The organism is Shimia sp. FJ5 (assembly GCF_032918335.1).
GTDB classification, from domain to species: domain Bacteria; phylum Pseudomonadota; class Alphaproteobacteria; order Rhodobacterales; family Rhodobacteraceae; genus Shimia; species Shimia aestuarii_A.
In genome coordinates, this window is record NZ_JAWJUV010000003.1 from 84,866 (window position 1) to 110,955 (window position 26,090).

Sequence of the window (26,090 nt, forward strand, 5' to 3'; positions counted from 1 at the left end):
TTTGCGGCGTTCGGTGTGCTCCTGGTCCTTGGGTCCGGGTGGGGGATCACGATGCCGCTTGCCAAGATCGCGGTCAGTGAAGGCTACCAGCCTTTCGGCCTCATCTTCTGGCAGCAGGCCATCGGCGTCGTGGCGCTTGGCTTGATCCGGGTGGTGCAGAAGAAGCCGATCACACTCCCGCCAAAGCTCTTGTGGTTCTTTCTGCTCATTGCATTGATCGGCACGTTGATCCCGAACAGCTTTTCGTATCAGGCGGCGATCCACTTGCCAGCCGGCGTCGTGGCGGTGTTGATCTCGCTCGTGCCGCTTCTTGCGTTTCCCATAGCGCTTGGGCTTGGGATTGATCGGTTCACGGGGCTGCGCCTTCTCGGCATCGTGACGGGGGGCGTCGGGGTTATCCTTTTGGTTCAACCAGATAGCCTCCCTGATCCGGCAATGGTGTTGTGGGTGCCTGTCGCGATTGCGGCGCCGTTTTGCTATGCCTGCGAGGGCAATATCGTTTCCAAGTGGGGCACGCATGGGCTTGGGCCCGGCCACGTTCTGTTTGGAGCGTCACTGATCGGGGCGATCCTTGCCTTGCCGCTGGCGATCTCCACCGGGCAGTTCATCGACCCGCGCACTGATTGGGGGCCGCCGGAGTATGCGATCATCTTGTCGGCGCTTGTGCATGTGGCTGTCTATACCGGGTATGTCTGGCTCATCGGGTGGGCCGGGTCGGTTTTCGCGGCGCAGATCGCCTATGTGGTGACCGGGACCGGGGTCATCTGGTCCATGATCCTGCTCTCGGAACGCTATTCCGGATGGGTCTGGGCGGCGATGCTGCTTATACTGGCAGGGATGGCATTGGTGCAGCCGCGTCAAAAGGAGACGCTTGCCCCCTGACTGCGCATCGGCAATTGTGGCGCGAGGCAATACCGGGACATACATGGACCTGTTCGACTTTTCACAGACCACCCAAGCGGTGATCGCGCTTGCGACCGTGGGCGTTATGTTTGCGCTTTTCCTGCGTGAGATTTTTCCAACCGAAGTTGTGGCAATTGCCGGGGTGGCGGCGCTTCTGGCCTTTGGGGTTCTGCCCTACGACAAGGCGCTTGTCGTTCTGTCGAACCCGGCGCCTTGGACCATTGCGGCGATGTTCATCGTCATGGGGGCTCTGGTGCGCACGGGCGCATTGAGCGCCTTTACCCACATGGCCGATAGCCAGGCCCGCACCAACCCGCGCCTTGCCATCGCGATGCTTATGGGCTTCGTCATTATCGCTTCGGCGGTTGTGTCGAACACACCGGTGGTCGTGGTGATGATCCCGGTCTTTATTCAGCTTGCCCGGACACTCGACACCAATGCGTCCAAGTTATTGATTCCGCTCTCATATGCGGCAATCCTCGGGGGCACTCTGACGCTTATCGGGACATCGACCAACCTGCTTGTCGATGGTGTCGCACGGGCCAATGGCATGAAAGCGTTCTCGATCTTTGAGGTGACGAAACTGGGTGTCATTCTCGTGATCTGGGGCATGATCTACCTGCGGGTTTTCGGCTCGCGCCTCTTGCCGTCACGCGACAGCATGTCGGACCTTTTGTCGGATCGTTCGCGGATGAAATTCTTCACCGAAGCTGTGATCCCACCGGAGTCAAACCTCATCGGGCGGGAGGTCAATGGCGTGCAGTTGTTCAAGCGGGAAGGGGTGCGGTTGATCGACGTGGTGCGGGGGGATGTGTCGTTGCGGCGCAACCTTGAGGGGGTGACGCTTCAGGTTGGGGATCGGGTTGTCCTTCGGACACGGATGACGGAGCTGTTGTCGTTGCAGCGGGACAAGTCTCTCAAGCGCGTGGATCAGGTTTCGGCGGTTGAGACGACCACCGTGGAGGCGCTGATCACGCCGGGCTGTAAGATGGTGGGGCGGCGACTTGGCGACCTGCGGCTGCGGCGGCGCTTTGGGGTCTATCCGCTGGCCGTGCATCGGCGGAACCAGAATATCGGACGCCAGCTTGACGACCTCGTGGTGCGGGTCGGGGACACGCTTCTCCTCGAGGGCGCACCGGCGGATATTCAGCGGCTGTCGACGGAGATGGATATGGTCGATGTGACCCAGCCATCAGAGCGGGAATATCGACGGGGTCATGCGCCGATTGCCATCGCGGCGCTGGTCGCCATCGTGGCGCTGGCAGGGCTTGGATTAGCGCCGATTTTCCTGCTTTCCGTGCTCGCCGTGGCGGTGGTTCTGCTCACGCGCTGCATTGATGCGGACGAGGCTTTTTCCTTTGTGGACGGGCGGTTACTGGCGCTTATCTTCTCTATGTTGGCCATTGGCGCGGCGCTGGAACACTCCGGCGCGGTCACGCTCATCGTGGAGGCAGTGGCACCCTATCTTGGCACCCTGCCGCCCTTCCTTCTGGTGTGGGCGGTTTACCTGCTCACGTCGGTGCTGACCGAGCTTGTCTCGAACAACGCGGTGGCCGTGGTGGTGACGCCGATTGCCATTGGTTTGGCGAGCGCGATTGGCATTGATCCGCGCCCCCTCGTGGTGGCGGTGATGGTGGCGGCCTCGGCGAGTTTCGCGACGCCGATTGGCTATCAGACCAACATGCTCGTCTATGGGCCGGGGGGGTATAAGTTTACCGACTTCCTGCGGGTGGGTATCCCGCTCAACCTCTCCATCGGGCTTCTGGCCTCGGCGCTGATCCCGGTGTTCTGGCCGCTTTGAGCGGGGGGCGTTCGTGGACCCTTTTCCGACCGTGCGGTGCGGCGGCGAATCGGGGAGGAGAACCGGGGTTAACGCCTGAAATATTGGCCGAAACGGGTTTCTGTATCGCGTCGGTATAACGTCGGTATTGCGTCGGTGCGCGGGCCGTCCGAGGGGCGGTTTAACGCAGCGCGCGATGGTGAACGGGGCGTGCGGGTTAAGGAAACGTGAGCCTGAGTTTGAGGGTCTTGGGCCGGTGATCGACGCGTTGGTCCGGCGGGGCAGAGTTTCTGCTCCGACCTATTGCAAGACACATGCAAGAGGCTCGACCATCGGTCAGTGCGCCTCTTGAATCCATGTCAACAATTCTGGGCACGTCTTTGCGAGTTGGGCGCGATGCGTTACCCGGTTTGCTGTACCGCGTCCGTCATGCTTGCCAATGCACCGCTGGCCGCGGCGCGGAGGAAGCCTTGATCTGAACTGAGGATAAACGCGGTTGAACCGGCCTTGCGCTGGATCGCTGCGTCTTGGGGGCCTCCCGGCAGGATCGCAACGGGGCGCTTTGCCGCCTTGGCGGCCTGGTGCACCCGGTCGGTCGCATCGCGTAGCTTTGTTGCGACATCGTCGTCCCCGGCATAGGCAGCGGCCAGATCACCGCGCCCGATAAACACGCCGTCCAGGCCCTCGACTGCGAGAATGTCGTCGATCGCTTCGACCGCTTCCGGGTCTTCGATCATCGCAATCAAAGTCACGCGCTTGTCTTCGCTCTTCATATGTTCCGCCTGTCCGGCGTTCCCGAAATCGCCCGCGCGGGTTGTCGGGGCAAAGCCGCGCTTACCGCCCGCATAGCGCCCCGCCGCGACAATGGCGCGGGCGGTTTCGGCATCCCTCACATGCGGCACGAGCACCCCATCCGCACCGCAATCCAGCACTGACAAGATGGTCTCAGGCGCACCCGATTGCACCCGTACAATTGATGCGAGGCCAGATGCGCGACACGCCAGAATAATCCGGTCCGTGGTTTCGCGATTGAACGGCGCGTGTTCTTCGTCGATCACCACGAAATCGTATCCGACGCTACCTAAGATCTCGGCGGGCATGGTCGCGGGCACTTTCAGGAAAGTGCCGAAAAGAAGCTCTTTGGCGATGAAGCGATCCCGGAATGACTTGGCCATCGCTTATCCCTCAAGACCTATGACGGTGGCCGGGTTGGTCGCAACCATGGCCCGCACGTCAGCATCGGAATACCCAAGCGCAAGGCAGGTCGCGATGCCACGTCGCATGCCTTGGAGGGGTGTCAGGGTGCCCACTTGCCCAAGGTCCGACGCAAGAATCGTCCGTTCAGGCCCAACACAATCAATGAAGGCACGCAGCTCTTCTTCGGTGCGGTTGCGGAACTTCGAGCCTTCGGCAAAGAACGCAAGCGAATGCTCGGCATAGGCCCCCATCGCGGCGATCTCTTTCATGTCGTCGAACGACGCACCGACAATGTCTTCGGGGTGGGTAAAGATGAGCCGCTCCACACCGCGCTTGCGCGCCTCGGCGAAGACCTGTTTCGTTTCAGACACATGGATATGCCCGCTGGCCAGGGCCAGCCCGGTGGCGGCGACAACATCAAGAATGTCCAAAAGCTCTGGCCGCATCTTGCCGTCTTCGAACAGAGGCACGGCGGTTGCGGGACGGATCTTTGCCGTGGCGGCGGGGTGCGACCAGCCTGCGGACTTTTCCCACTCCAGATGGTTTTCAGCGGCAAGCGTCGGCAGCCATACGATACGCCCATCCATCGCGGCGGTATGTTCGACCCCGTAGGCGTTTAGACCACCGACAACGTTGTTCAGGACGATGCCGGAATACACTTTGGTCGTCAGATCCGGGTAGTGGTCACGGATCATCTGCGCGCACATGACACCGGAATAATCGTGGTCCTTTGTCACCACCGCCCGCAGGCCGGCCTCGGAATAGACCTTGGCCAAGGCGAGATGGTCAATCGCGCGAGGGGCGATTGACGGGCCACTATGGACATGAGGATCGACCGCGCCTTGCAGGATGTCTGAGATACGCGCGTCTTCCTCGCGCTCGGTTTTGATGATGTCGATCATTGCCATTTTCCTTTTGCAGTGGGGTCGGCATCTTGTGCCGCCCCTCTGGATTTGCGACTTAGGCGTATTCGGGCCGGCGCGGGGTGAAGACGTCGAGATTGAGGACCTCCTCATCGCCCACCACGACCGCGTAGTGCATGGTGTCCGGGGGCACGACCAGCATGCCGCCGGGCGTCAGGCGCACGACGTCGTCGCCCACATGGAAATCAACCGATCCGGAAACGATATAGGCGATCTGTTCGTGCGGGTGCTTGTGCGGCTTGGGCTCGTGGTCCGGCTGTAGACGATGCAGGGCGACGGTCGCGCCTTCGCCCGAGAACGCCTTTTGTTCGACGCCGGGGCGGATCTGTTTCCACTCCATGCTGTTCCAGTTGATCGTGTGAATGTTCATCTCATGTCCTCCAGAAAGGTGGCGCGCCTAGGGGCGCAAAGGGTTCGTTATTTGCTTTGGGGCGGGACAAAGCTTTGCCAGTGGTTGTCGAGTTCGGGCATGTCGGCAAAGGCCTTGCGGGCGTCGGCCGCGCGCCCGATCAGATCGACCACAGTGACTCCCTTGGCATGGCAATAGGCGTCGAGCTCGGAAATGCTGTCCGAGATGACGTCAAACCCGCGCAGCATGACCGCCGAGGCAAGTCCCGCCGCTGACGCCCCAGAAAGCAGAGCGCGCGCAACGTCGTGGCCACCTGTGATCCCGTTGATCCCGATCAGCGCGTCGTTCGGACCGAGAGCCGCACGGCAGAGCGCCAGCCAGTGGCAGGTCAGGGGCAGGTTCCAGAAGCCGCCGAAGCCGCCGGAGGTACCTAGCATGGGTTGCATCGTTTCGAGATCCGGCAGCATTCCGAGCAATCGCCCCGCAACAATCGATGCCTGCGCCCCGGCATCTGCGGCGGAGGCCGCCAGATCGGGAACGTCGCTCGATTGTCCGGTCAGCTTGACCCAGACGGGGATGTCCAGCTTTTCAGTCATTGCCCGCGTCAGCGCTCCCACACGGTCCGCGGCGGTTTCCGTGGAGACAGCGCCCTTGGCCGCTTCGCGCCCGTAAGGTGTGCCGATGTTGAACTCCAGCACGCGAAGGCCGGCCGACTGAACCGCCAATGCCATGTCGATGGCCCGGTCCAGATCGGCCAGGATCAAGCTGGGCACCAACAGACAGTCGTTGTCCCGCGCAATCCGATCATGGGAAACGCATTGCGCCAGCCAATCCTCGAAGCCCAGCGGATGTAGACCTGAGCGCGACAGGATCATTGTCGACGGATCGGCATTCGCCCCCCATGTGACAGGCTGCCATTGCGTATCCAGCGCCACATATTCCGCCGCGCGAAGTTGGGCCTTGGCGGCCTGGCTTTCATTGGTCGATTTGACCACGACAGCGCCAGCACCGGCGTCGATCGCAGCGCGAAGACCACCGTCGGCGATCATGTGTTCGGCAGGCGCCGCGATGATCGGGTTCTTCAGGGTGATATCCCCGATATGTGTTTCAAGACGGTTCATTCGCTACTCCACCAGAACATTCGGCAGGTACAAGACGAGCCCCGGGAAGACCGTGATGATCCCCAGAACGAGGATGGCCAAGCCAACCATCGGCAGCGCATGGATCGAGATCGCCTCGATTGGGCGTTTGGTGACGCCTGACATCACGTACAAACACAAGCCCACGGGCGGGGTTGCGAACCCGATCAGGCAGTTGAACACGACGATCACCCCCAGATGCACCGGGTCCAGTCCAAGCTGTGCCCCGATGGCCATCAGCGCCGGAACGGTCAGGATCAGGATGCCGACGGTGTCGAGGAACATGCCAAGAACCAGCAGGATAATGTTGACCATGATGAGAATGACCCACTTGTTGTCCGACACCGTTGACAGCGTCGTCACAACCGCCTGCGGAAGCCGCTCGATCGAGAAGATCAGGGACAGGACATGGGCAAAAGCGATCAGAAGATAGATTGCGGCGCTGACTGTCGCAGTTCTCAGGAAAACATGCCGCAGACGCGAGACTGAGAGCGCCCGATACCAGAGACCCGCCACCAGCAGCGCATAGACGACGGCCACGGCCGCGGCTTCGGTCGGGGTCACAACGCCGCCGCGGATGCCGCCGATGATAATGATCGGAAGAAGGAGCACCGGGGCGCATTTGCCAAGGGCGCGCAGGATGTCCATCAGCCCCATTGCGGGCAGTTTCGGATAGCCGTGGCGATGCGCGATCAGCATGGCATAGGCCGACAGGATCACAGCCAGAATCACGCCCGGTATGATGCCCGCGACGAAGAGTTTCGAAATGGAGGTGCCGGAGAGGGCACCGTAGAGGATCATTGCGATAGATGGTGGCACCAGCGGCGCCATGATCGAGGACACGCCAATCAGCGCGGCCGAGTAATCCTCGTGATATCCCTGCCGTTTCAGTTCGGGCGTCAGCACGGTGCCAAGCGCCGCAGCGTCGGCTGCCGCCGATCCGCTGACGCCGCCAAACAGGAAGCTGCCCCAGATCGCGGTCAAAGACAGTCCGCCCCGGAACCGGCCTACGAGCGAGTTGGCAAAACCGACCAACCTCTGTGTCAGGCCGCCGACATCCATCAGGTTGCCGGCCAGAATGAACAGCGGGATGGCCAGCAGGATGAAGCTGTCCTGTCCTGCGAACATTCGCTGGGGCACGGCCACGAGGAACCGCAAGTTGTCGGTGGCGATGAAATACCCGATCGACGAAAGACCGAGCACGAAAGCGATCGGAACCCCCATCAGCAGGGTCGTGAAGAAAATTACAGCGAGCCAGATCATTCGATAATCACCACGGGTTCGGCATCAGGATTCTGCGGCCCGCGAAGGAGGCCGATCATGCTTGCCAGAATATGGATTGAAATCAGGAGGGCGCTGACTGCGATGGAGATGTGCAGCCAGAACATCGTCACCGGTAGCGCAACGGCGCGGCCATCGCCGGTCTTCACCGCGAATTGCCAACCGTAGACCACCACCAGCCCCATGGCCGCAAGAACCAAGAGACGGCCTGCGATCTGCACCACCAACGAGATCTGTCGCGGCAAGCGGTTCACCAGTATGGTCATGCCGATCATCTCGCCGCGTGAATAGGCAAGCCCGGCGCCAAGCGACGAAATCCAGATCATCGTATAGCGCAGTGCTTCTTCTGACCACGACAGCGAAGCGCCGACGACATAGCGGAAAAAGACTTGTAGCGCGGCGATGATAACTACGGCAGCCATGCCGGTGATCAACATTGTCTCAAGGATCGCCAGATATGCGCGCACAATGCGCGGCAGGGCTGGCGGCTCTACCTGGGCCGTCATCTCAAACTCCTGAATTTGGGGGGGACCCCGCAGCGCGGGGCCCTTGGTCAAGCCAGCGTATCAGTCGCCAGACGTGGCGGCTTCAACGAAATCCGCAATCAACGGATCCCGGTCTGAGTATTTCTTCAGAACCGGCTTCCACGCTTCACGCAGGTCGGCCTTGAGCGCCTCGCTGGCTTCGGTGAGGCTTACGCCTTCTTCGGCGAGCTTGACCTTCAGCTCTTCATCGTAGGCCTTGACCGCCATCACTTGCGGCTCGACAACCTCGGCGGCCGCTTCGCGCAGGATGGCTTGTTGATCTTCGGTCATGCCATCGAAGACGGCCTTGTTGATCAACAGCATACCGGGCCAGAAATAGTGTCCCATCAGGGTCACGTTCTTGGCCGCGTCGAAAAGTCCTTCGGACTGGATCGAGGTCAGGTTGATCTCAACGGCATCAATTGTGCCGGTTTCCAGACCAGAATAAACTTCGCCATAGGCCATCGGAGTCGGGTTCACGCCGGTCGCTTTCCAGATATCGAGGAAAAGCTCGGTCGGGGCGACACGCGTCTTCAGCCCGCCGAAATCCTCCATCGTCGCGACCGCGTCACCGGTGGTAAGAAAGTGGCGCTGTCCCCCCTCATAGAGGCCGAGCCCAATCATGCCGTGGCTGCCCAGATTGTCCATGATCGCCTGCGCTTCGGGCGATACGGCCATACGAGCGAAGTCCTCATAGGTCTCCATCACGTATGGCAATTGGAACGCATCCACCGCCGGATCAAGCGTGGCAAGCGCCGAGGACGAATTCACTGTCATGTCCACGGTGCCCAGTTGCACGCCTTCCATCAGCTCTTTCACGTCACCCATCTGTCGCGCGGGAAAGATATCGATCTTCATGTCGCCGTTGGACCGTTTGTCCACGGCGTCCGCAAAACGCGCCGCTGCGTCATGCAGAGGGTGAGATTCGAAAACCGCGTGGCCAAGTGTCAGCGTCACCGATTGCGCCAGAACCGGGGCCGCGCTGAATGCAAGGCCAGCCACAATTCCTCCGAAAGCTGTCGTAAATTTCATTTGATCCTCCCTTAAGTTCTCAATATAAGAACCATAGTTCTCAAAATGAGACTGACATTTTTTCTGAAGGCATGTCAATATGCTTGCAGGGACGGAAAAGATCGGACGGAGGCCATGGCTACATCACGCGTCAAGACATCTGATATGGCATTGACAATCATAGAAAAAATCGCGTTCTCGGATGTCGCGCTCAACCAGACAGAAATCGCGGAAGCCGTGGGAATCGTCAAGAGCGCAGCCCATAAGCATCTGAATACACTTGAGGAAACCGGCTGGATCATGCGCGATCTTGCGTCTGGGCGGTATCAACTCGGCACCAAGGCATGGATCATCGGCCAGCAGGCGACTGCGATCCAGAACCTTGCGGAAGTCGGTCGAGAGCCAATGCGCGCCGCCCGCAACGACACCGGCCTTGCCGTTGTCTTGAGCCTTGTAAATAAGGGCGGCCTGAGCGTGATCTCCGCTCTGCACGGCACCCACCCGATTGAGATCGGCGTGCGGGAGGGGAGCGAACTTGCCCTTCATGCGACGGCGCAGGGACAGGTCGCGATGGCCTTCGGTGGCCCGGCTCTGACCGAAAAAACGTTGAAGGGCGAGCTTGCCGCGCTGACTCCCAAGACGCTGACCAGCCCGGAAAGGGTCCGAGATCGAATCAAAGAGGTGCGGTCGCATGGTTTTGCTTGCGCACCGCAAGAGACACTATTGGGCGTAAACGTGATCGCGGCCCCGGTTTTCGATCACACGAATTCCCTCATAGCGACTGTCGCGCTCGTTGGGTCCATTCAACACCTTACAGACCCGCCAGCCCAAGACCATGTCGAGACGGTTCAGAAACTGTCGGTCGCGATTTCAGTCGCTCGAGGCTATCGGCCAAAGGGCGGCTAGGCGCTTAGGTAAAGGCAGCCGGTCTCTCGCGGGCTGCACGCGCGTCAACGCTTTGTTAGTGCTGTGAGGGAGATGTGCTACAGTGCCCGCGAAACCACGAGGAGGAGCGGGGTTTTGTTGGAACATGCGCTTGTTCTGAATGCACTCGGGGAGCCGATCCGGCACCGACAGAAGACTCATTCAGCGGATTGGGACGAGGTAGAGGAGTTCTGCCGCACCGTCTACATGCCTTATCGCGTGCGGCCTTTGGACCGTCTCTCGCGCCCTGACGCGACCATGATTTCCGCGAAGGCAGGCTGCGTAACCATGACCCGGTTTGCCTATGGCACCGGCATTCATCTTGACCGGTTCGATCCAGATGCCGGGAACATCCTTGTTCTGAACACGCTGCGCGGTGCTTTGGATCACCAGACTGATGGCGGATCTGTCGGCACCGGTGCCGGGGAGAGCTTCGTGGTTGATTGTTCTCGGGCTGAATACTGGCTTGAGGGTGATGCGGACCACATGCAGTTGAACCTGACGATCCCACATCAGGCGATGGAGGATATGGCGGAGCGGTGGTTTGGTTTTGTCCCCGATGACCGCCTGTGGACGAGCCGCGTCAAGATTGGTGGCGCCTCGTCTGCTTGGCCTGCGCTGCTCGACTATGCCACGCGGGCACTGTCGCAGGATGGCGGTCTTGCGTCCGACACGGTGCTGGCACGGCATATCGAAGAGCTGCTCTGCGTCGAGTTGTTGCGGCAGTGGGCCTCTTCGGCGGGGCTGAACCTTGAAGCGGGGGCGCGCTGTGCTGCACCAGCCTATGTGCGAGCTGCCGAAGAAATCTTGGAAGCCGAAGCGCGAGACGCGCCCTCCATTGGCGATGTCGCGAAACGGATCGGTGTTTCTGCGCGCACGCTGTCGGGTGGGTTTCAGAAGTTCCGCGGGATTTCCCCGCGGGCTTTTCTTGCTGCGCGGCGCCTTGAGGGGTTTCGCGAAGACCTCGAGACGATGCCAGGCGATGTGACTGTCACCTCGATCGCGACGGATTGGGGGTTCTCGAATTTCGGGGCGCTGGCGGGTCGATATCGCGAAAGATATGGCGAAACGCCCTCGCAGACCCGGCTACGCTCGGCAGGTCCGTCCCGTCGCCACTAAAACGACTTCCGAAATCGGACAGGGCATGCCGATCGAGGACAGCGCGCCAGCCGCAAGTGCCGCATTCTTCCCTGCACGTCTTCAAGGGAGGAACCAATGAAAGACATCCACACAAAGACCCTGAAAACCCGCTGTGACGCCGTTCTCGACAGTCTGGCGACTGGCCCAAGCCGTGTCCCCGGCGTCGTTGCAATGGTGACAGACCGCGATGCCGACATCTATTCCGGTGCGGCCGGTGAGCGCCGTTTGGACGGTGAGCCAATGACCGAGGATACGGTGTTCGCCATTTTCTCGACGACCAAGGCCATTGCGGGCACCACGGCTCTGCAATGTGTCGAGGAGGGACTTCTGGACCTCGATGCGCCCGCAAAGGAATATGCCCCGGCTCTCGGTGATATTCAGGTGATCGACGGTTTTGAGGCTGACGGCACGCCCCGTCTGCGTGCACCGAAAAGCGAGGTCACGACACGCCAACTGATGCTGCATACCGCCGGTTTTGGCTATGATTTCTTCAACGAGGTCTACAAGCGGCTTGCTGAAGAGCAGGGCCAGCCATCTGTCGTCAGCGCGAGCCGCGCCTGCATCGAGACGCCTCTGCTCTTCGATCCGGGCACGAAGTGGGAATACGGCTCGAACATTGACTGGGTCGGGCAGGTCGTGGAAGGCATCCGCGGGAAGCGTCTTGGCGAAGTGATGCGGGACAGGGTGTTCGATCCGCTTGGCATGCAGGACATCGCTTTTACCCGGACGTCTGACATGAAGGCGCGCACCGCCACAATCCATGCGCGTGGAGAGGACGGCGATCTGCTTCCGATGGACGACTTCGCGCTTCCCGATAACCCCGAGGTCGATATGGGCGGCCACGGGCTCTATGCCACGGTGCCGGAGTATATGAAGTTTATCCGGATGTGGCTGAGTGACGGGGCCGGTTCGAATGGGCGGGTGCTACGGCCGGAAACGGTTGAGTGGGCCGTGCAGGGGGCTCTCGTGCCGCCGCAGAAGGTCAAGATGCTGCCTGGTGTGATCCCTTCGCTGTCAAATGATGCAGAGTTCTTTCCGGGGTTGGCCAAGGATTGGTCCTATACCTTCATGGTGAATTCCGAAGAGGCCCCGACAGGCCGTCCTGCCGGAGCAATCGGCTGGGCTGGGCTTGCGAACAGCTACTATTGGATCGACCGCAAGAACGGGGTCGGCGGCTATTGGGCGACACAGATCTTGCCGTTCGCGGATGGCGTCTCTTTTGGGGGATACATGGATTTCGAGAGCGCCGTCTACGCCGCGCTTTCGCAATAGTCGCGCATCGACTGCAAGACGTTGAGGAGCGGGGCGCAGGGGCGCCCCGTTCGCGATGAGGCGCCACAGCCTGACGCGTCGGGGATCGCTTTGGCCCCTCTACCTCGTGATGACTATGCGCCCTTTCGGCACTGTGAGGGCGGTTCTCGCGGTGATCCCTGTCACACGACCCTATACAGCTCTTCATTTCACTGCTATTTTCAAATGAAGCACACGAATAGGTAGAACGATGAACAAGCTCAAGGCCTCCACCGCGCTCGTCTCAGCACTTCTGACATCGCAAGCAATGGCTGATCCGACGGTGATGTTCGGCCTTGCTTTCAACTTCGGCGGTGGCGCGCCGGTGTCTACCGGTCTGACCCTCAAACTTCTCACCGATGATGAGGCACAGTCTGTTGTGGGTGCTGCTGGTGTGTCTTACTTCTTCGACAATGGCGGCTATTTCGGCCTTGATGCGGGTGTGGGGTATCTTTTCGATGGCGATGTTGCCACGACGCTGACCTATGACTTCATCAATGATCGCCCGCAGTTCAGCCTCGGTTACGCGGACGTTTGCTAAGCGTCTCCAAGGTATAGATGTCTCGAAAGCCTCCGCCGATGCGTGGAGGCTTTTCTTATTGCGGGGGACTAGGGGTTGTCCTCTAGTAGCTCTTCTGAAGATCGCAGAGGGCAGCTTGCGAGGTGAGCGGCAAGCCCGTCTTCATCGAGCTCCAGATCCATGAACTCTTCCACGATTTTGTCGTAGTTGTCTTCCAGCGTCCTGTCCTGCGGATTGAGCCGCGTGAGCATGAGAAGCCCAGTCGGCGGGCAATCAAGGAAGGTCATCTCCAAGTCAGGCCGGTATTTCCGCAGGATCGGCACCAGTTTCCAGACATCTCCGGTCCACCACTCTGGATAAGGCCCGTCTCGGGGTACGTCGGCATGTTCGCGCACGGTCATCTCGACGCTGAGCGGTAGGCAGTCATGCAGGAAGATGACCCCGCCGGGCGTGCAGTATCTCTCTGTGTGAAACAGATCCCGTAGCAGCGCTTCGAAGAGGTGCATCCCGTCCAGGAAAGCAGAGGTGATCGGGCTTTGCAGGAAATGGCAAGGGTCATGCGCTTCAAAGAACGCATCACTCGTCGTCTGAAATAGGAATGCCGCCTGTTTCTTGCCCATGACAGGCTTGCGGAGTTGAAACTCTGGATCAATCGCAAGGGTCGTACAGGTCAAGGGAGCGAGCGATTGGCCATGAAAGGTTCCAATCTCGAGGTGCGCATTTGAACCACGTGCTTCCAGGAAGTCGGTGATATAGCTCACATAGTTGCGCCCCCCAAGTTGGACGGCCTGTTCTGACGCGAGTTGGTCCTTTGTCGGCGCAGTGGTCCTGAAGACACCAACAAGATCGCCCCATTCACTCTCTGTATCATGCCAGCTCTCAATGAGATCGCAGCCAGCATATTTCGCGAGGGCGGTCATCGAGTCCGGGAGGAACCGGTAGCAATCGACGGGGTATCTGTGAATCGGACCGTGCGAAGGCACGATCAAGACGATGAACGCGCCGGGTTTGGCGATCCGCACCATTTCCTCAAACGCTTTCCAGAAGAATTCGCAATGCTCCAACATTTGACCACTGACCACGATATCCGCGTCATCGTCCGGAACAGGGTAGGCGTAAGGGTCTTCCGCCACCAGATCGACGCCTTTTCCCGCCACGAGATCGACCCCGACATAGTCAAAGGCAGGGCCCGAGAAAATCTCTCGGTAGCTACCGTTCTCGTCCATTGACCCGATGTCCACGATCCGCAGGTTGTCGTCCGGCGCCCCGAGATGCGGCGCGACGTAGTCATCATAGAACCGCTGCATGTTCTTGAGGGACTCAGCGTGCATGGAATACTCCCTGGATCTTCACGTAAATTGGAGAAGGACGAACGGCTGCGCTTGCCCAGAGGTTTTATCGCTCTGGCACCATCCAGTCATTATTTCCCGTCTCAAGTACCGGCATCGATGCCCCACGCTCTCAAGACGCGGCGAAGCATCTTGCGCTTTTGCTCAAGTGCGGGCGCGCGCACACTCACCATCTCAAGGCAAAGGTAATTTAGCGCGGAGTAGCGCGAATAGAGGCTTTTGCGTCCTGCGAGGGATAGGGCTGCCCTGCGTGCAGGGGAGAGGCTTGCGCCGCGCTCGTGGAAGACAACGCAATCCGTCACGGCGAGAAGTTCATGACCGGCTGTGCGCATCCTGATCGACAGATCCTGAAACTCACCATACCCCTCGGGGAACAGGTCCTGATCGACACCACCTAGCGCGTCATAGGCCTCGCGGTCGACGAGGACACAGAACCCGTGGAGGATTTGCAACGGCACAAGAGCCCCTTGCTCCGCTTCCGAGATTTCTTTGGATATGTCGGCGCGGCACGGTGCAGACGGCGTCTGTAGTCCCGCAAACCCGCCAGCCCGCCCAAGCACTGCGCCGTAATTCTGCCACCCCGCGTTGTTGGAAAGCGGCCCGACCATGGCGGTTTCCGGGGCGGATCGAAGCGCCGCGTGCAACTTGTCGAGCCACCCCTTTGTCACGATCGTATCGCTATTGAGGGCAACAAAGGCCGTTGCCGAGCTTTCTTTGACACCAAGCGCAAGCGCCCGTGAGAAACCGCTCTGTCGCGGGGTCTCAACGAAGACAATCCGCTCATCGCTCTTGGATAGCGCCACGAGCCTCTCGCGTGTGTCTTCATCGCTCGCGTCGTTGACAAGGACCACTCGTCCCAGCCGAGCGCCGCTCGTTGCCTTGAGCGATGCGATACATTCCTTGACCGCGTGCCAGGCATTGTGCACCGGGATGATGACATCAACCGCCTCGGTCGCATCGCTCTCGCTGCGGTCCCGCGGCTTTGAAAGCGGTGTGAAGTGATCAAGCCCGTCAAGGAAATCCGCAAGATCTGCGCGTCGGTCGCTCTCATCAAAGGCGCTATAGGCCCGGCGAAAAGCGTCGAGACAATCTCGCGACTCCGGGTGGCGTTCACAGAGCTGCGCCGCAAGGAACATGGCGGACTCAAACTCCTTGCCATGAATAAGCAGATCCACCTCGAGAAGGCGCACTTCGTTCTCTTTGTAGCGACGAGACCTGACAAAGGTGATGTCAGCCTCGGCGCGGTCGGGATTGCCGAGGGCGATCTCCGCACGCGCCCGGCAGAGCCTGCTCTCAAGTCTCTCATCATCCAGTTGTAGCGCCGTATCCGCATAGCTGCGCGCCTCGGCGGGCTGTTCCAGATAGAGATAGGCCGCACTTAGGGACTCTAATGCCTCAAGGTTTTTCGCATCCAGTGAGAGCGCCTTTTGAAACGCTGTGATGGCTTCGGCGGTTTCGCCTTGCTGAAAGTGCAACGTGCCGATGCCGGTGTGGGCCTGTGCAGTCTCCTTGAACCGCAAGGCCTCTCTCCACGATCTTTGCGCCCGTGTTGCCAAACCTACGATCATCTCGCACCGCGCGACACGGGCGTAGCTCTCATACCCTGCGCCAGCACGCTCTAGTTCCGCCACCGCATCGCCTAGCGCTGCGAAGACCCGTCCTTCTTTGAGATGCCCCGCAATCAACCCGTCGATGGTTGCGCCTTTGAGAACCCGTTTCGCACGGTTTCTCTCTAGAAGACCGGCAAGCGCATTGTTTTTCGCTTTGGATTGGGGCGTGTCTTGAAAAGCTGTCATTCCCGCGCTCCCGTTTTCTCAGAGCTGTCTTCTTCCACGCACTTGATCGCGTCCTGACGGGCGGAGGAGCGCGCGTCCTGAACTTTCTCGAAAAAGCGCCAGATGTGAGCGCGCTGTGCCTTTGAGGCGGTGTGCAGATGGACCTCTAGCGACGCAGATAATCTTGATTTCAGCCGTGCATCTGCAAGCGCACGCTCTTCCACATCCCCCCAAGCGTAGCCGAACCATTTATCGAAGAAGTGCTCTGCGCTCTTCAAGAAGACCGACTGCCGCGACGTCTGTTCTGGATGTTGGCGCCAATTCGTGACGGTCACCGGACAGAAGCTCGTCTTGTATCCGGAGAGCAGCAGTCGAAGATAGAGGTCGTCGTCTTCATAGCCCACCAAGGCCGGATCAAATCCCCCGACCTCGGCAAAGCTCTCGCGGCAGATCAGAGCAGCGCTCGGAAACATCACCGCGTCTCGCGCGATGAACTGGCTTGGGCGTTCTAAGACGGGATGGGCCGGATATGGGAAAACGGCCTCAGTCAGAATTGCGCCGTTGCGATCCATCTGTGCGACATCTGCAAAGACCCACCCCAGAGTCTCCTGATGCGAGATCGCCTGGCGCCAATGTGCGACGAGGATTTCGTTATGGTTCGTTCGAAACGTGTCATCCTGATCTAGAAAACAGAGATGCGTCCCCCGTGCGGCCTTCGCTCCGGTATTTCGCGCACCGCCTTGCCCCATGTTCTCTTGGGAAAGGAGGACGATGTCCTCTTCGTCGGCAACCGCCTCGAGCCAGCGTGTTTCGGACTCGTCAGATCCGTCATTGACGACAATGATCTCTCGCGCAGGCAAGCTCTGCGCCTTCACAGAAGCGATCGCGTCTCGAAGGAAGGCGCTCCCGTTATAGAAGGGGATCACCACAGAGATGGCGATGTTGCCCGGCCGAGTATGTTCAAGGTCTGTGATCTTTGGTGCGTCGCGTGTCACGTTGGGCGGCACGCAATACGTGCCATTGAGGAGCTTTCCGGCCCCGGTAATATGCGCTTTCGTGCCGTGGACCATACGCGGCCCGAGTTCAGCCTGTTCCCGTGATCCCTTGCGGATCACGACCATTGAGTTGAGGATCTCCACAGATTGGACGGCTGCGAGGATGCTCGGATCGAACTCGAGATCATAGGCGCGGATGAATCTATCGAAACGGCTCTCGACGCTCGTCTCGACCTGCCAATGTTCCCGGTTGATGACATTGGCCACTTCCTTGAAGAAGGCGAGCGACGACGTCTCAAGATCCAGGCCGCCTTCAAACTCTTGCCAGAAACTGCAAGACATATCCTCGACGATGAACAGACCATCCTGCGCCAAGACAGGAAAGAAGGATAGGAATGCGCGTATGATGTCGCGCGACTGGTGCGAACCATCGTCGATGATGATGTCGAACTGTCCACATGCCCGCATGGCCTGTGTCCGGGCAATTGGCGCGCCAGCGTCGTTCACGATGACTGAAATACGCGGGTCTTCGTAGACGAGTTCTGCACAGCCGGGGTCGATGTCGCAGCCGATGAAACGGCGTCCGTTCGCAAAGTATTTCGACCAGATCTGTAGCGATCCACCATTCTGGACACCGATTTCGAGCAAACGCACCTCGCGGTCCCGGTGATCCCGGAGCAATCGCTCGTAGTGAAGCAGGTTGCCGGTCCATTTGTCCGAGACAAAATCGCGATGGTCCTCATGGAGCTGGTAGAGTGTCGGCGGCGTGTTTGGGTCACGCTCATGCCCCTCATCTTGCGGGGCATCCTTGTCGCCATTCGCATAGATGCGCCCGAAATCAGTATCGCCATAAAGCGCAGAGGCTTTGGTGATTTCTGTTTCGCCATCCCAGAGCATGATCTTCTTGTCTTGTGCCGCAGTGACACAGCCGAAGGCGCGCTCGATCACATGCTCTGGTTGCCCATCATTGTCTGCATGAGCAACGAAACAGGTTTGCGGATAGAGTTCGACGAAGTCCACGAAGGCGCTCGGTCGGCACCAGAACATGGTCCCGGCAAAGAACCCGTAGCGCTCTGGCATAGGCCCGTGTTGTAGCGCCAGCGCCTTTTTGCTGAGCCCTTCGTGGCTCGGTCCGTCTAGGTAATACTCTCGCGGCCCCGCGAGCACGAGTTCCGGTTCAGCGTCAAAAGCGTCGCGATAGGCCCGGACTGTCTCAGGACTGCCCATGAGCCCTCGCACCAGAGACCTGCGCCACCTCGTGTGTCGCCCCTCGGACCGTTTGGTGTGCATTTTGCAGACCAGATCGAATTCCGTGAGACGCGGCAGTAGGGCAAGGAACGGCGCCACATCTCTGCCGAGATTTGGCACCGCGCGCACGTCTGCCTTTGGAAAACGTTGGAGGATCTCATCGCCGAACGTGCTCTCGGGCTTCAAGGTAACAAATAACGAAAAGGGTTCGTCGATATGGCGCAGCACGGCTTCGAAATCTGGCCACTGATCTTCGTAATGAAGGTGAATGACAACGGCACAACTGAGCTGTTTAGAGCGCGCGTCCGTTCTCGAGGAGGTCTTCTTAGTCAATGCGTCTTATCCAAACCGCTTCAATCTTGTCGCTATGGCCCTTGGTGTGTCTCTCGATCACTGCCAAGGCAGGCGAGGCCCAATCAGTTTGGCTTTTCGCGACAGGGTCTACTCTGCACGAAGACCCAACCTGTCCACAAGTCCGGAGGTTCTCAGAGGCATCACCTGCCGGGGGATGTTTGGCGCGCGATGGTGAGCGGGGCGTGCGGGTTAAGGAGGGGGGCGCAAAGAAAAACCGGGACGCCGTAGCGCCCCGGTTTCGGTGTGTCGTTCCCGTGCGAGGGTTTAGTCGTCGCGGGAGTGGCCTGCGTGGCCGCCGGCGATTTCCTCGGTGGCTTCGACGGCGAGTTCCTCGGGCAGGATCAGGTTCAGCACGATGGCGATGATCGCGGCCGGCAGGATGCCGGAGGTTGCGAGGACTTTCAGCGTGCCGGGCATGTATTGCAGCGCGCCGGGTTCGAGCTGAAGCCCGAGGCCGAGCGACAGGGCAATCGCGAAGATCACCATGTTGCGGCGGTTCCAGTCCACGTCGGAGAGCATCGAGACGCCTGCTGCGACGACCATGCCGAACATAACGATCACGCCACCGCCGAGCACTTCGATCGGGACCGTCGAGATGATCGCGCCGACCTTTGGGATGAGACCGCCAAGGATCAGGAAGAGCGCGCCGATGGTGACGACGTGGCGGCTCATGACGCCGGTCATGGCGATGAGGCCGACGTTCTGGCTAAACGACGTGTTGGGAAGCGCGCCAAAGAGACCGGAGATCGCGGTGCCGATCCCGTCTGCGAAGGTCGCGCCCTGGATCTCTTTGTCGGTGGCTTCACGGCCTGCGCCGCCCTTGGTGATGCCCGAGACGTCGCCCACGGTTTCCACTGCGGAGACGAAGGACATGAGGCAGAAGCCCAGGATCGCGGCGAAGGAGAATTCCAGCCCGAAATGCAGCGGGTTCGGAAGCGCGATGGGCGCGGCGCGGCCGACATTGGCGAAGCTCACCATGCCCATGAAATAGGCCGCGACATAGCCGACCAGCAGGCCGAGCAGCACGGCGGAGACCGACATCATGCCTTTGGCGTAGAATTTAAGGCCGAGGGTCACGACGATCACGAGGCCCGCGATGAACCAGTTTTGCAGGCTGCCGTATTCCGGCGTGCCGATGGCGGGAACGCCGCCCGCGGCGTATTGGATGCCAACCTTGACCAGCGCGAGGCCGATCATCGTCACCACGAGCCCGGTCACGAGCGGCGGCAGGGCAAAGCGGATTTTGCCGATGAAGAGGCCTAGGATGGCGTGGAAGAGGCCGCCGACAAGCACACCGCCCATAAGGACGGCGACGGCATCGACGCCTTTGCCCGCGACGAGTGGGATCATGATCGGGATGAAGGCAAAGGAGGTGCCTTGCACGATGGGCAGGCGCGCGCCGACAGGGCCGAAGCCGATGGTCTGAAACAGGGTCGCGATGCCTGCGAAGAACATCGACATCTGGATCATGTAGATCATCTCGGGGAAGTCGGGCGAGTTGGAGCCAAAGCCAAACCCTGCCGCGCCGCAGACGATGATCGCGGGCGTGACGTTGGAGACGAACATGGCAAGCACGTGCTGGATCCCGAGGGGCACGGCCTTGGCAAGCGGGGGGGTGTAATTGGGATCGCGGAGCTGTTCCGGGGTCCCGATCGACGTATCAGTCATTCTAGTCCTTCCTGTTCCAGTATGTTACGGGCCCGTTTCTTGGCGACGGGTTGGAGTTTCTACGGGGCGACGACGGTATAGGGGTCGTCGAACCAGTATTCTTCGAGGTTCGTGCCGTCCCCGATCCGGTCCACCACGGCGAAAAGGCCGGGGGCATGGAGCGGTGTCAGGACGCCGTGCCATGTATTGATGTGAAAATTGATGCCCTGATGCGGCGCGGTCAGGAAGGCGCGCGGCGTGCCGGGCGTGCCGTCCTCATCCGGTGCGACGATGACGAGGAACGGCGCCGGGGTGAGCGGCAGGAAGGCCTGACTTCCGAGCGGGTGACGTTCGACCATGTCGAGATGGTAGGGAAAGGCGCGTGGGGTCGCGTCAAAGAGGCTGATCCCGGCGCGGCCACCGTTGAAATCCATCTGCGCAAGGTCGTGATGGCGTCCGCACATCCCCTGATTGATGATCTTATCGGGGCTATCGCGCAGTTCGATCACATCGCCAAAGGGCGCGAAGGTCTCGGCGGTTAGGGGGAGGGGCGTCAGGGCATGGCTCATGGCAGGAGGTCCATCAGGCGGAACTCTGCGATGCGCTCGACCTGGCGGCAGGCCTCGTTCATCTCGGTCGCGGTGTCATTGTCGATGCGGCGGGTGAAGGCGGCGAGGATCGAGGCCTTGTCGTGGTCGCGCACGGCGATGATGAAGGGAAAGCCGTGTTTTTCGACATAGGCGGTATTGAGCGCGGTGAAGTTCTCGCGTTCCGCGTCGGTGAGCATGTCGAGCCCGGCGCTGGCCTGTTCGGAGGTGCTTTCGCTTGTCAGGCGGCCTGCGGCGGCGAGTTTGCCGGCGAGGTCGGGGTGGGCATTGAGCACGGCGAGGCGTTTGTCGTCCGAGGCGGTGCGGAAGACGCGGCAGAGCGCGTTGTGGACACCTGCGGCGCAGTCATGGGCGGGGCCAAGCTCGAGCCCATGCGCGCCTTCTGCGATCCATGGGGAATGCTCAAAAATGCCGCCATAGGCCGCGACGAAGTCTTCGCGCGACATCTCGGAGGGGCGTTGCCAGCGCGCGTGGGGATGGGTCTTGGCCCAGTGCTCGGCAATGTCGATGCGGCGCGGGGTCCAGACGCCTTCGAACCCTTGGATGTAGTCGAGGAAGCGTTTCAGGCCCGCGAGCTTGCCCGGACGGCCGATGAGGCGGCAATGCAGGCCGATGGACATCATCTTGGCCGCGCCTGCCTCGCCCTCGGCGTAAAGCGTGTCGAAGGCGTCTTTGAGGTAGGTGAAGAACTGTTCGCCGGTGATATAGCCCGGCGCGGTCGCGAAGCGCATGTCGTTGGCTTCGAGCGTGTAGGGGATGATGAGCTGATCGCGCTCACCGACCTCGAGCCAATAGGGCAGGTCGTCATCGTAGGTGTCGGAGATATAGTCGAACCCGGCTTCTTCGGCGACGAGGCGGACAGTATTGGCGCTACAGCGTCCAGTATACCAGCCGCGCGGGCGCGCGCCCACGATCTCGGTATGCAGGCGCACGGCCTCGGCGATGGCGGCGCGTTCGTCCTCTTCGGGCATGTCCTTGTGTTCGACCCATTTGAGCCCGTGCGAGGCGATCTCCCAATTGGCGGCTTTCATCGCCGCGACCTGCTCGGGCGAGCGGGCGAGTGCGGAAGCGACGCCGTAGATCGTCACCGGGATGTCGGCGCCGGTAAAGAGGCGGTGCAGGCGCCAGAAGCCGGAGCGAGCGCCGTATTCATAGATCGATTCCATGTTCCAATGGCGTTGACCGGGCCAAGAGGCGGCCCCCGCGATGTCAGACAGGAACGCCTCGGAGCCTGCGTCGCCGTGAAGGACGCAGTTTTCACCGCCTTCTTCGTAGTTGAGGACGAATTGGACGGCGATCTTGGCGCCGCCCGGCCATTGAGGATCGGGCGCGTTGGGGCCGTAGCCACGCATATCGCGGGGATATCTGCTCACGTTTGGGTCTCCGGTCATGATCGTTTATCTCTATCTCACAACAATTCGAAAAACTTTCATTGATTTTTTGAAAGTGTTCTTTGCTACTGGTGCCTGTCTTTCGGGCGGATTTGTCGCCACAAGGGGGCGATTGAACAGATTGGGAGCATAGCATGTCTGGATATCTCACAACGCATGTTCTGGATACCGCGCGGGGGTGTCCGGCGCAGGGGATGAAGATTGACCTCTACCGGATCGAGGGCGAGGCCCGGACCCATTTGCGTAGCCTTGTGACCAATGCGGACGGGCGCACGGATGCGCAAATCCTGCCTAAGGAAGAGTTTGCGATTGGCACCTATGAGCTTGTTTTTCACGCAGGCGACTATCTCGATGCCTGTGGCACGCCGCCTGAGGAGCCACGCTTCCTTGACGTGGTGCCGCTTCGGTTTGGAATGAGCGAGGCGGCGCATTACCACGTGCCGCTTCTGCTCTCGCCTTTCGGCTATTCGACCTATCGCGGTAGCTAGACCGGGTCTGACAGCACCTGTCGCTTGGCCAGTTCGTCCTGAATCCGTGTCGCCATGAAATCGATGAAGAGCCGGGTTTTCGGGTCTTGGTGGCGGCGGTGGGTGTAGAGGCAAGCGAGGTGAATTGGCACCGGGGGCGAGTCTGTGAGGACAGGCACGAGTGCGCCAGAGGCGAGGTGTTCTGAGATCTCGAAGACGGGTTTAAGAATGATACCGTGGCCTTCTAGCGCCCAGTTGGTCAACACGTCGCCATCATCGGATTCAAACGGCCCGCGCACGGCGAATTTTCGATTGCCGTCTGGGGTTTGCAACGTCCATTGGAATTCCGGCGCACCGGGATAGCGCAGGTTCAGACAGTCATGTTTGCCGCTCGTCAGCTCGTCCGGGGCGCCCGGTAGTCCGCGCGTTTCGAGATAGGTTGGCGCGGCGCAGAGCACGCGCGGACAATCCGCGAACTTGCGCATCCGAAGCGTGCTATCTTCCGGCACACCCAGAAAAAAGGCCACATCGAGCCCTTCGGCGGTCAGGTCGAGCTTGCGGTCGGACAGGCGCAGGCGGAGGTCGATTTGCGGGTATTGCGCCTTGAAGGCGGGCACATGCGGCGCGATGAGGCGGCGCCCGATGCCTAGCGGGGCCGCGACATGCAGGCTACCGCGTGGGGATTGGGTGATGGAACTCACCGCTGCCTCGGCCTCGTCGATCGTGTCGAGAATCTTGCAGGCGCCACCGTAGAAGACCTCGCCCTGTTCTGTGGCGTTCAACTGACGGGTGGTGCGCATGAAGAGGCGCACGCCAAGGTATTCTTCGAGCTGTGAAATCCGTGACGAGGCGACGGCCGCAGAAATGCGCTGATCGCGGGCGGCGGCGGACATATTGCCCAATTCATAGACGCGCACAAAGGTGCGGATATTGTCGAGATAGGACATGCTGATTTTCTGGTTTTCTTTGAAGCTCTTCGGATTTTTTCTACAATAGAGGAAAAGTCTCGCAGGCGCTACGGTGCCCGCACGGCAAAAACAGGGGTGTGCACCATGGTTATGACCTTTCTGATCGACTGGGCGGAGTTCGCCCTGCGCTGGCTTCATGTCATCACGGCGATCGCGTGGATCGGGTCGTCCTTTTACTTTATCGCGCTGGACCTTGGACTGCGCCGCGAGGGAGACCTCGGCGGCGCGGATGGCGAGGAATGGCAGGTGCATGGGGGCGGGTTCTACCATATCCGCAAATACCTCGTGGCCCCGGCGGCGATGCCGGAACACCTCATCTGGTTCAAGTGGGAGAGTTATTCCACGTGGCTCAGCGGGGCGGCGCTCTTGATGGTGGTCTATTGGATGGGGGGCGAGCTTTACCTCATTGATGCGAGCAAGACCGAGATGGTCCTGTGGCAGGGGGTGCTCTTGTCGGCGGTGTCGCTTACCATTGGCTGGATCGTTTATGACCGCCTCTGCAAATCGGGGCTGTCGGAAAAGCCGACGCTTTTGATGCTGCTTTTGTTCGCGCTGCTTGTGGTGATGGGCTGGGGCTATACGCAGGTCTTCACGGGTCGGGCGATGATGCTTCACCTTGGGGCGTTCACCGCGACGATCATGACGGCGAATGTCTTTTTCATCATCATGCCGAACCAGCGCATTGTGGTCGCGGACCTCAAGGCCGGGCGCAAGCCAGACCCGAAATTCGGCAAGATCGCCAAGCTGCGCTCGACCCATAACAACTATCTCACGTTGCCGGTGATCTTCCTGATGCTGAGCAATCACTACCCGCTGGCATTCGCGACGCAGTATAACTGGATCATTGCGGCGCTGGTCTTCCTGATGGGGGTCACGATCCGGCATTTCTTCAACACGATGCATGCGCGCGGTGGGATGAAATGGTGGACCTGGGGGGCGACGGTGGCGCTTTTCGTGGCGATCATGGTGCTGTCGATGGCTGGGCCGGACTATAGCAGCCTTGAGGAAGAGGAAGCGCGCGCCTTCACCACCACGGAGCAGGTTTACGCCAGTGCGGACGGGTTCGAGGATGTGACGGATATCGTTCTCGGGCGGTGCTCTATGTGCCATGCGCGCGAGCCGTTCTGGGACGGGATCGGTCATGCGCCGAAGAACGTGCTTCTTGAGACGCCGCAGGAGATCGCGGCAGAGGCCAAGCGGATCTATACGCAGGCTGCCCTCAGCACCGCGATGCCGCCCGCCAATATAAGCTGGATGGAGCCGGAAGAGCGGCGGATCATCGCGGAATGGTTCAAGGCGGCACAGGGCGGCTGAAGCGCGGGCGCGGAATTCTTTGAAAGTTCCGGGCCGTTTTCTTTTGAAGGAAACGGGTCAGGCCTCGTCGCGCAGGCGGGGCAGGAAATCGGCCTTGAGCGCGAGGATGAAGTCGCGCACGGTTTCCAAAGTCGGGGTCATGCGCAGGTCGGTGCGGTGCAACAGATACCAGTGCCGCACGATAGGCAGGCCCGGCACATCAAGCGCGACAAGGCGGCCTGAATTCAACTCGTCCGTCACCGTGTGCTGCGAGATCATGGCGATGCCAAGCCCGGCGATCACGGCCTGTTTGATGGTCTCGTTGCTGCCCATCTCGACTTGGCGGTAGGTCATGCCTTCGCCCACGCGATCGAGGTAGCGCATCATCAGGATACGCGTGCCGGAGCCAAGCTCGCGCGAGATGAAGGTTTCGGAGAGGAGGTCGGCGGGGCTTATGTTGTCGACCTGAGCGAGGCGGTGGCTGGGCGCGGCGATGATGACGTGCGGGTGCGGGCCGATCTCGTAGGAGATATTGGCCGGGCTGCGCGGGGGGCGGCCCATGATGGCAAGCTCGATGGCGCCTTGTTTTAGGTCGCCGATGATTTTGTCGCGGTTGCCGACTTTCAGGATCACGTCGATATCGGGGTGCGCATCGCGCAGGCGCACAACGAGGCCCGGGGCGAAATACTTGCCGGTCGAGACCACGCCGAGCACGGCAACCCCGGATTGGCCGTCACGCAGGGCGCGCACCTTGTCGAGGCAGCTATCCAGGACGGAATCGATTTGCAGCGCGGTGGACAGAAGCGCCTCGCCCTCGGCGGTCAGCACGGCGCCGCTTGCGCCGCTGCTGGTGAGGACGCGAGAGCCGATGGCGGCGTCGAGACCGCGCAGTTGGGTGTGCACCGCCGGGGGGGTGAGGCCGAGTGTCTCAGCCGCGGCGGTGATGGTGCCGTGATCGGCCACCGCCGCCAGCGCGCGTAACTGCTTGAGAGTTATAGACTCTTTCTTTGGCAT

At 60.5% G+C, this 26,090-nt stretch carries 23 protein-coding genes; 8 read left to right on the forward strand and 15 right to left on the reverse strand.

Annotated features, from left to right (window positions below):
- The first annotated feature begins 15 nt into the window (after nt 1-15).
- Nucleotides 16-882 (forward strand): DMT family transporter, encoded by an 867-nt coding sequence (locus tag R1W01_RS11090; protein ID WP_317275249.1) that lies wholly within the window; start codon nt 16-18, stop codon nt 880-882.
- Nucleotides 883-925: 43 nt separating this feature from the next.
- Nucleotides 926-2,704: an SLC13 family permease gene (locus R1W01_RS11095; protein ID WP_243612140.1), complete on the forward strand. Its 1,779-nt coding sequence runs from the start codon at nt 926-928 to the stop codon at nt 2,702-2,704.
- A gap of 380 nt (nt 2,705-3,084) precedes the next feature.
- Here R1W01_RS11095 and R1W01_RS11100 read toward each other — a convergent pair whose 3' ends face one another.
- The 7 genes from R1W01_RS11100 to R1W01_RS11130 are packed head-to-tail and all read right to left on the reverse strand — an operon-like array spanning nt 3,085 to nt 9,128.
- A complete protein-coding gene (locus R1W01_RS11100; protein WP_297756606.1) occupies nt 3,085-3,858 on the reverse strand; it encodes an HpcH/HpaI aldolase family protein in 774 nt (257 codons plus the stop codon).
- A 3-nt stretch (nt 3,859-3,861) separates the two neighbouring features.
- Entirely contained in the window at nt 3,862-4,782 is a 921-nt protein-coding gene (locus R1W01_RS11105) for a DUF6282 family protein (RefSeq protein ID WP_297756605.1), read from the reverse strand.
- Nucleotides 4,783-4,840: 58 nt separating this feature from the next.
- On the reverse strand, nt 4,841-5,173 hold the full coding sequence (locus R1W01_RS11110; RefSeq protein WP_243612137.1) for a cupin domain-containing protein: 333 nt from the start codon (nt 5,171-5,173) through the stop codon (nt 4,841-4,843).
- Between the two features lie 47 nt (nt 5,174-5,220).
- A complete protein-coding gene (locus tag R1W01_RS11115) occupies nt 5,221-6,273 on the reverse strand; it encodes a dihydroorotate dehydrogenase (protein ID WP_297756604.1) in 1,053 nt (350 codons plus the stop codon).
- Between the two features lie 3 nt (nt 6,274-6,276).
- The gene (locus R1W01_RS11120) at nt 6,277-7,554 is read right to left on the reverse strand and encodes a TRAP transporter large permease (RefSeq protein ID WP_243612135.1); all 1,278 of its coding nucleotides are present in this window, start codon (nt 7,552-7,554) and stop codon (nt 6,277-6,279) included.
- Entirely contained in the window at nt 7,551-8,078 is a 528-nt protein-coding gene (locus R1W01_RS11125; RefSeq protein ID WP_297756603.1) for a TRAP transporter small permease, read from the reverse strand. The genes R1W01_RS11120 and R1W01_RS11125 overlap by 4 nt, the downstream gene beginning before the upstream one ends.
- Before the next feature lie 60 nt (nt 8,079-8,138).
- On the reverse strand, nt 8,139-9,128 hold the full coding sequence (locus R1W01_RS11130) for a TRAP transporter substrate-binding protein (RefSeq protein WP_243612133.1): 990 nt from the start codon (nt 9,126-9,128) through the stop codon (nt 8,139-8,141).
- A 144-nt stretch (nt 9,129-9,272) separates the two neighbouring features.
- Between R1W01_RS11130 and R1W01_RS11135 the strand changes: the two genes are divergently transcribed.
- The 4 genes from R1W01_RS11135 to R1W01_RS11150 all read left to right on the forward strand — a co-directional run bounded on the left by R1W01_RS11135 (nt 9,273) and on the right by R1W01_RS11150 (nt 13,002).
- Nucleotides 9,273-10,013: an IclR family transcriptional regulator gene (locus R1W01_RS11135; protein ID WP_243612132.1), complete on the forward strand. Its 741-nt coding sequence runs from the start codon at nt 9,273-9,275 to the stop codon at nt 10,011-10,013.
- A 114-nt stretch (nt 10,014-10,127) separates the two neighbouring features.
- Nucleotides 10,128-11,150, forward strand: coding sequence for an AraC family transcriptional regulator (locus R1W01_RS11140; protein WP_297756602.1), 1,023 nt, complete (start codon nt 10,128-10,130; stop codon nt 11,148-11,150).
- A 96-nt stretch (nt 11,151-11,246) separates the two neighbouring features.
- The gene (locus R1W01_RS11145) at nt 11,247-12,443 is read left to right on the forward strand and encodes a serine hydrolase domain-containing protein (protein ID WP_317275230.1); all 1,197 of its coding nucleotides are present in this window, start codon (nt 11,247-11,249) and stop codon (nt 12,441-12,443) included.
- A gap of 229 nt (nt 12,444-12,672) precedes the next feature.
- Nucleotides 12,673-13,002, forward strand: coding sequence for a hypothetical protein (locus R1W01_RS11150; RefSeq protein ID WP_243612129.1), 330 nt, complete (start codon nt 12,673-12,675; stop codon nt 13,000-13,002).
- Nucleotides 13,003-13,070: 68 nt separating this feature from the next.
- On the opposite strand, the gene R1W01_RS11155 is transcribed toward R1W01_RS11150, so the two are convergent.
- The 6 genes from R1W01_RS11155 to puuE form a co-directional block, all read right to left on the reverse strand.
- A complete protein-coding gene (locus tag R1W01_RS11155) occupies nt 13,071-14,312 on the reverse strand; it encodes a methyltransferase domain-containing protein (RefSeq protein ID WP_297756600.1) in 1,242 nt (413 codons plus the stop codon).
- Nucleotides 14,313-14,413: 101 nt separating this feature from the next.
- Nucleotides 14,414-16,126 carry a glycosyltransferase gene (locus R1W01_RS11160; RefSeq protein ID WP_297756599.1) on the reverse strand — a complete coding sequence of 571 codons (1,713 nt, stop codon included), beginning with the start codon at nt 16,124-16,126 and terminating at the stop codon, nt 14,414-14,416.
- On the reverse strand, nt 16,123-18,681 hold the full coding sequence (locus tag R1W01_RS11165) for a glycosyltransferase (RefSeq protein WP_317275231.1): 2,559 nt from the start codon (nt 18,679-18,681) through the stop codon (nt 16,123-16,125). The genes R1W01_RS11160 and R1W01_RS11165 overlap by 4 nt, the downstream gene beginning before the upstream one ends.
- Nucleotides 18,682-18,966: 285 nt before the next feature.
- Nucleotides 18,967-20,370: a uracil-xanthine permease family protein gene (locus R1W01_RS11170; protein ID WP_297756597.1), complete on the reverse strand. Its 1,404-nt coding sequence runs from the start codon at nt 20,368-20,370 to the stop codon at nt 18,967-18,969.
- Nucleotides 20,371-20,429: 59 nt separating this feature from the next.
- The gene (locus tag R1W01_RS11175; RefSeq protein WP_297756596.1) at nt 20,430-20,918 is read right to left on the reverse strand and encodes an ureidoglycolate lyase; all 489 of its coding nucleotides are present in this window, start codon (nt 20,916-20,918) and stop codon (nt 20,430-20,432) included.
- Entirely contained in the window at nt 20,915-22,330 is a 1,416-nt protein-coding gene (gene puuE, locus R1W01_RS11180) for an allantoinase PuuE (protein WP_297756595.1), read from the reverse strand. The genes R1W01_RS11175 and puuE overlap by 4 nt, the downstream gene beginning before the upstream one ends.
- Before the next feature lie 152 nt (nt 22,331-22,482).
- Here puuE and uraH point away from each other — a divergent pair, with 152 nt between their 5' ends.
- Nucleotides 22,483-22,836 carry a hydroxyisourate hydrolase gene (uraH, locus tag R1W01_RS11185; RefSeq protein WP_297756594.1) on the forward strand — a complete coding sequence of 118 codons (354 nt, stop codon included), beginning with the start codon at nt 22,483-22,485 and terminating at the stop codon, nt 22,834-22,836.
- On the opposite strand, the gene R1W01_RS11190 is transcribed toward uraH, so the two are convergent.
- Entirely contained in the window at nt 22,833-23,762 is a 930-nt protein-coding gene (locus R1W01_RS11190) for a LysR family transcriptional regulator (RefSeq protein WP_243612121.1), read from the reverse strand. The two genes, uraH and R1W01_RS11190, sit on opposite strands and share 4 nt — an antisense overlap.
- Nucleotides 23,763-23,867: 105 nt before the next feature.
- On the opposite strand from R1W01_RS11190, the gene R1W01_RS11195 reads away from it, so the two are divergent.
- A complete protein-coding gene (locus R1W01_RS11195; RefSeq protein WP_297756593.1) occupies nt 23,868-25,097 on the forward strand; it encodes a urate hydroxylase PuuD in 1,230 nt (409 codons plus the stop codon).
- Nucleotides 25,098-25,154: 57 nt separating this feature from the next.
- Here R1W01_RS11195 and cbbR read toward each other — a convergent pair whose 3' ends face one another.
- Entirely contained in the window at nt 25,155-26,090 is a 936-nt protein-coding gene (cbbR, locus tag R1W01_RS11200; protein ID WP_243612119.1) for a LysR family regulator CbbR, read from the reverse strand.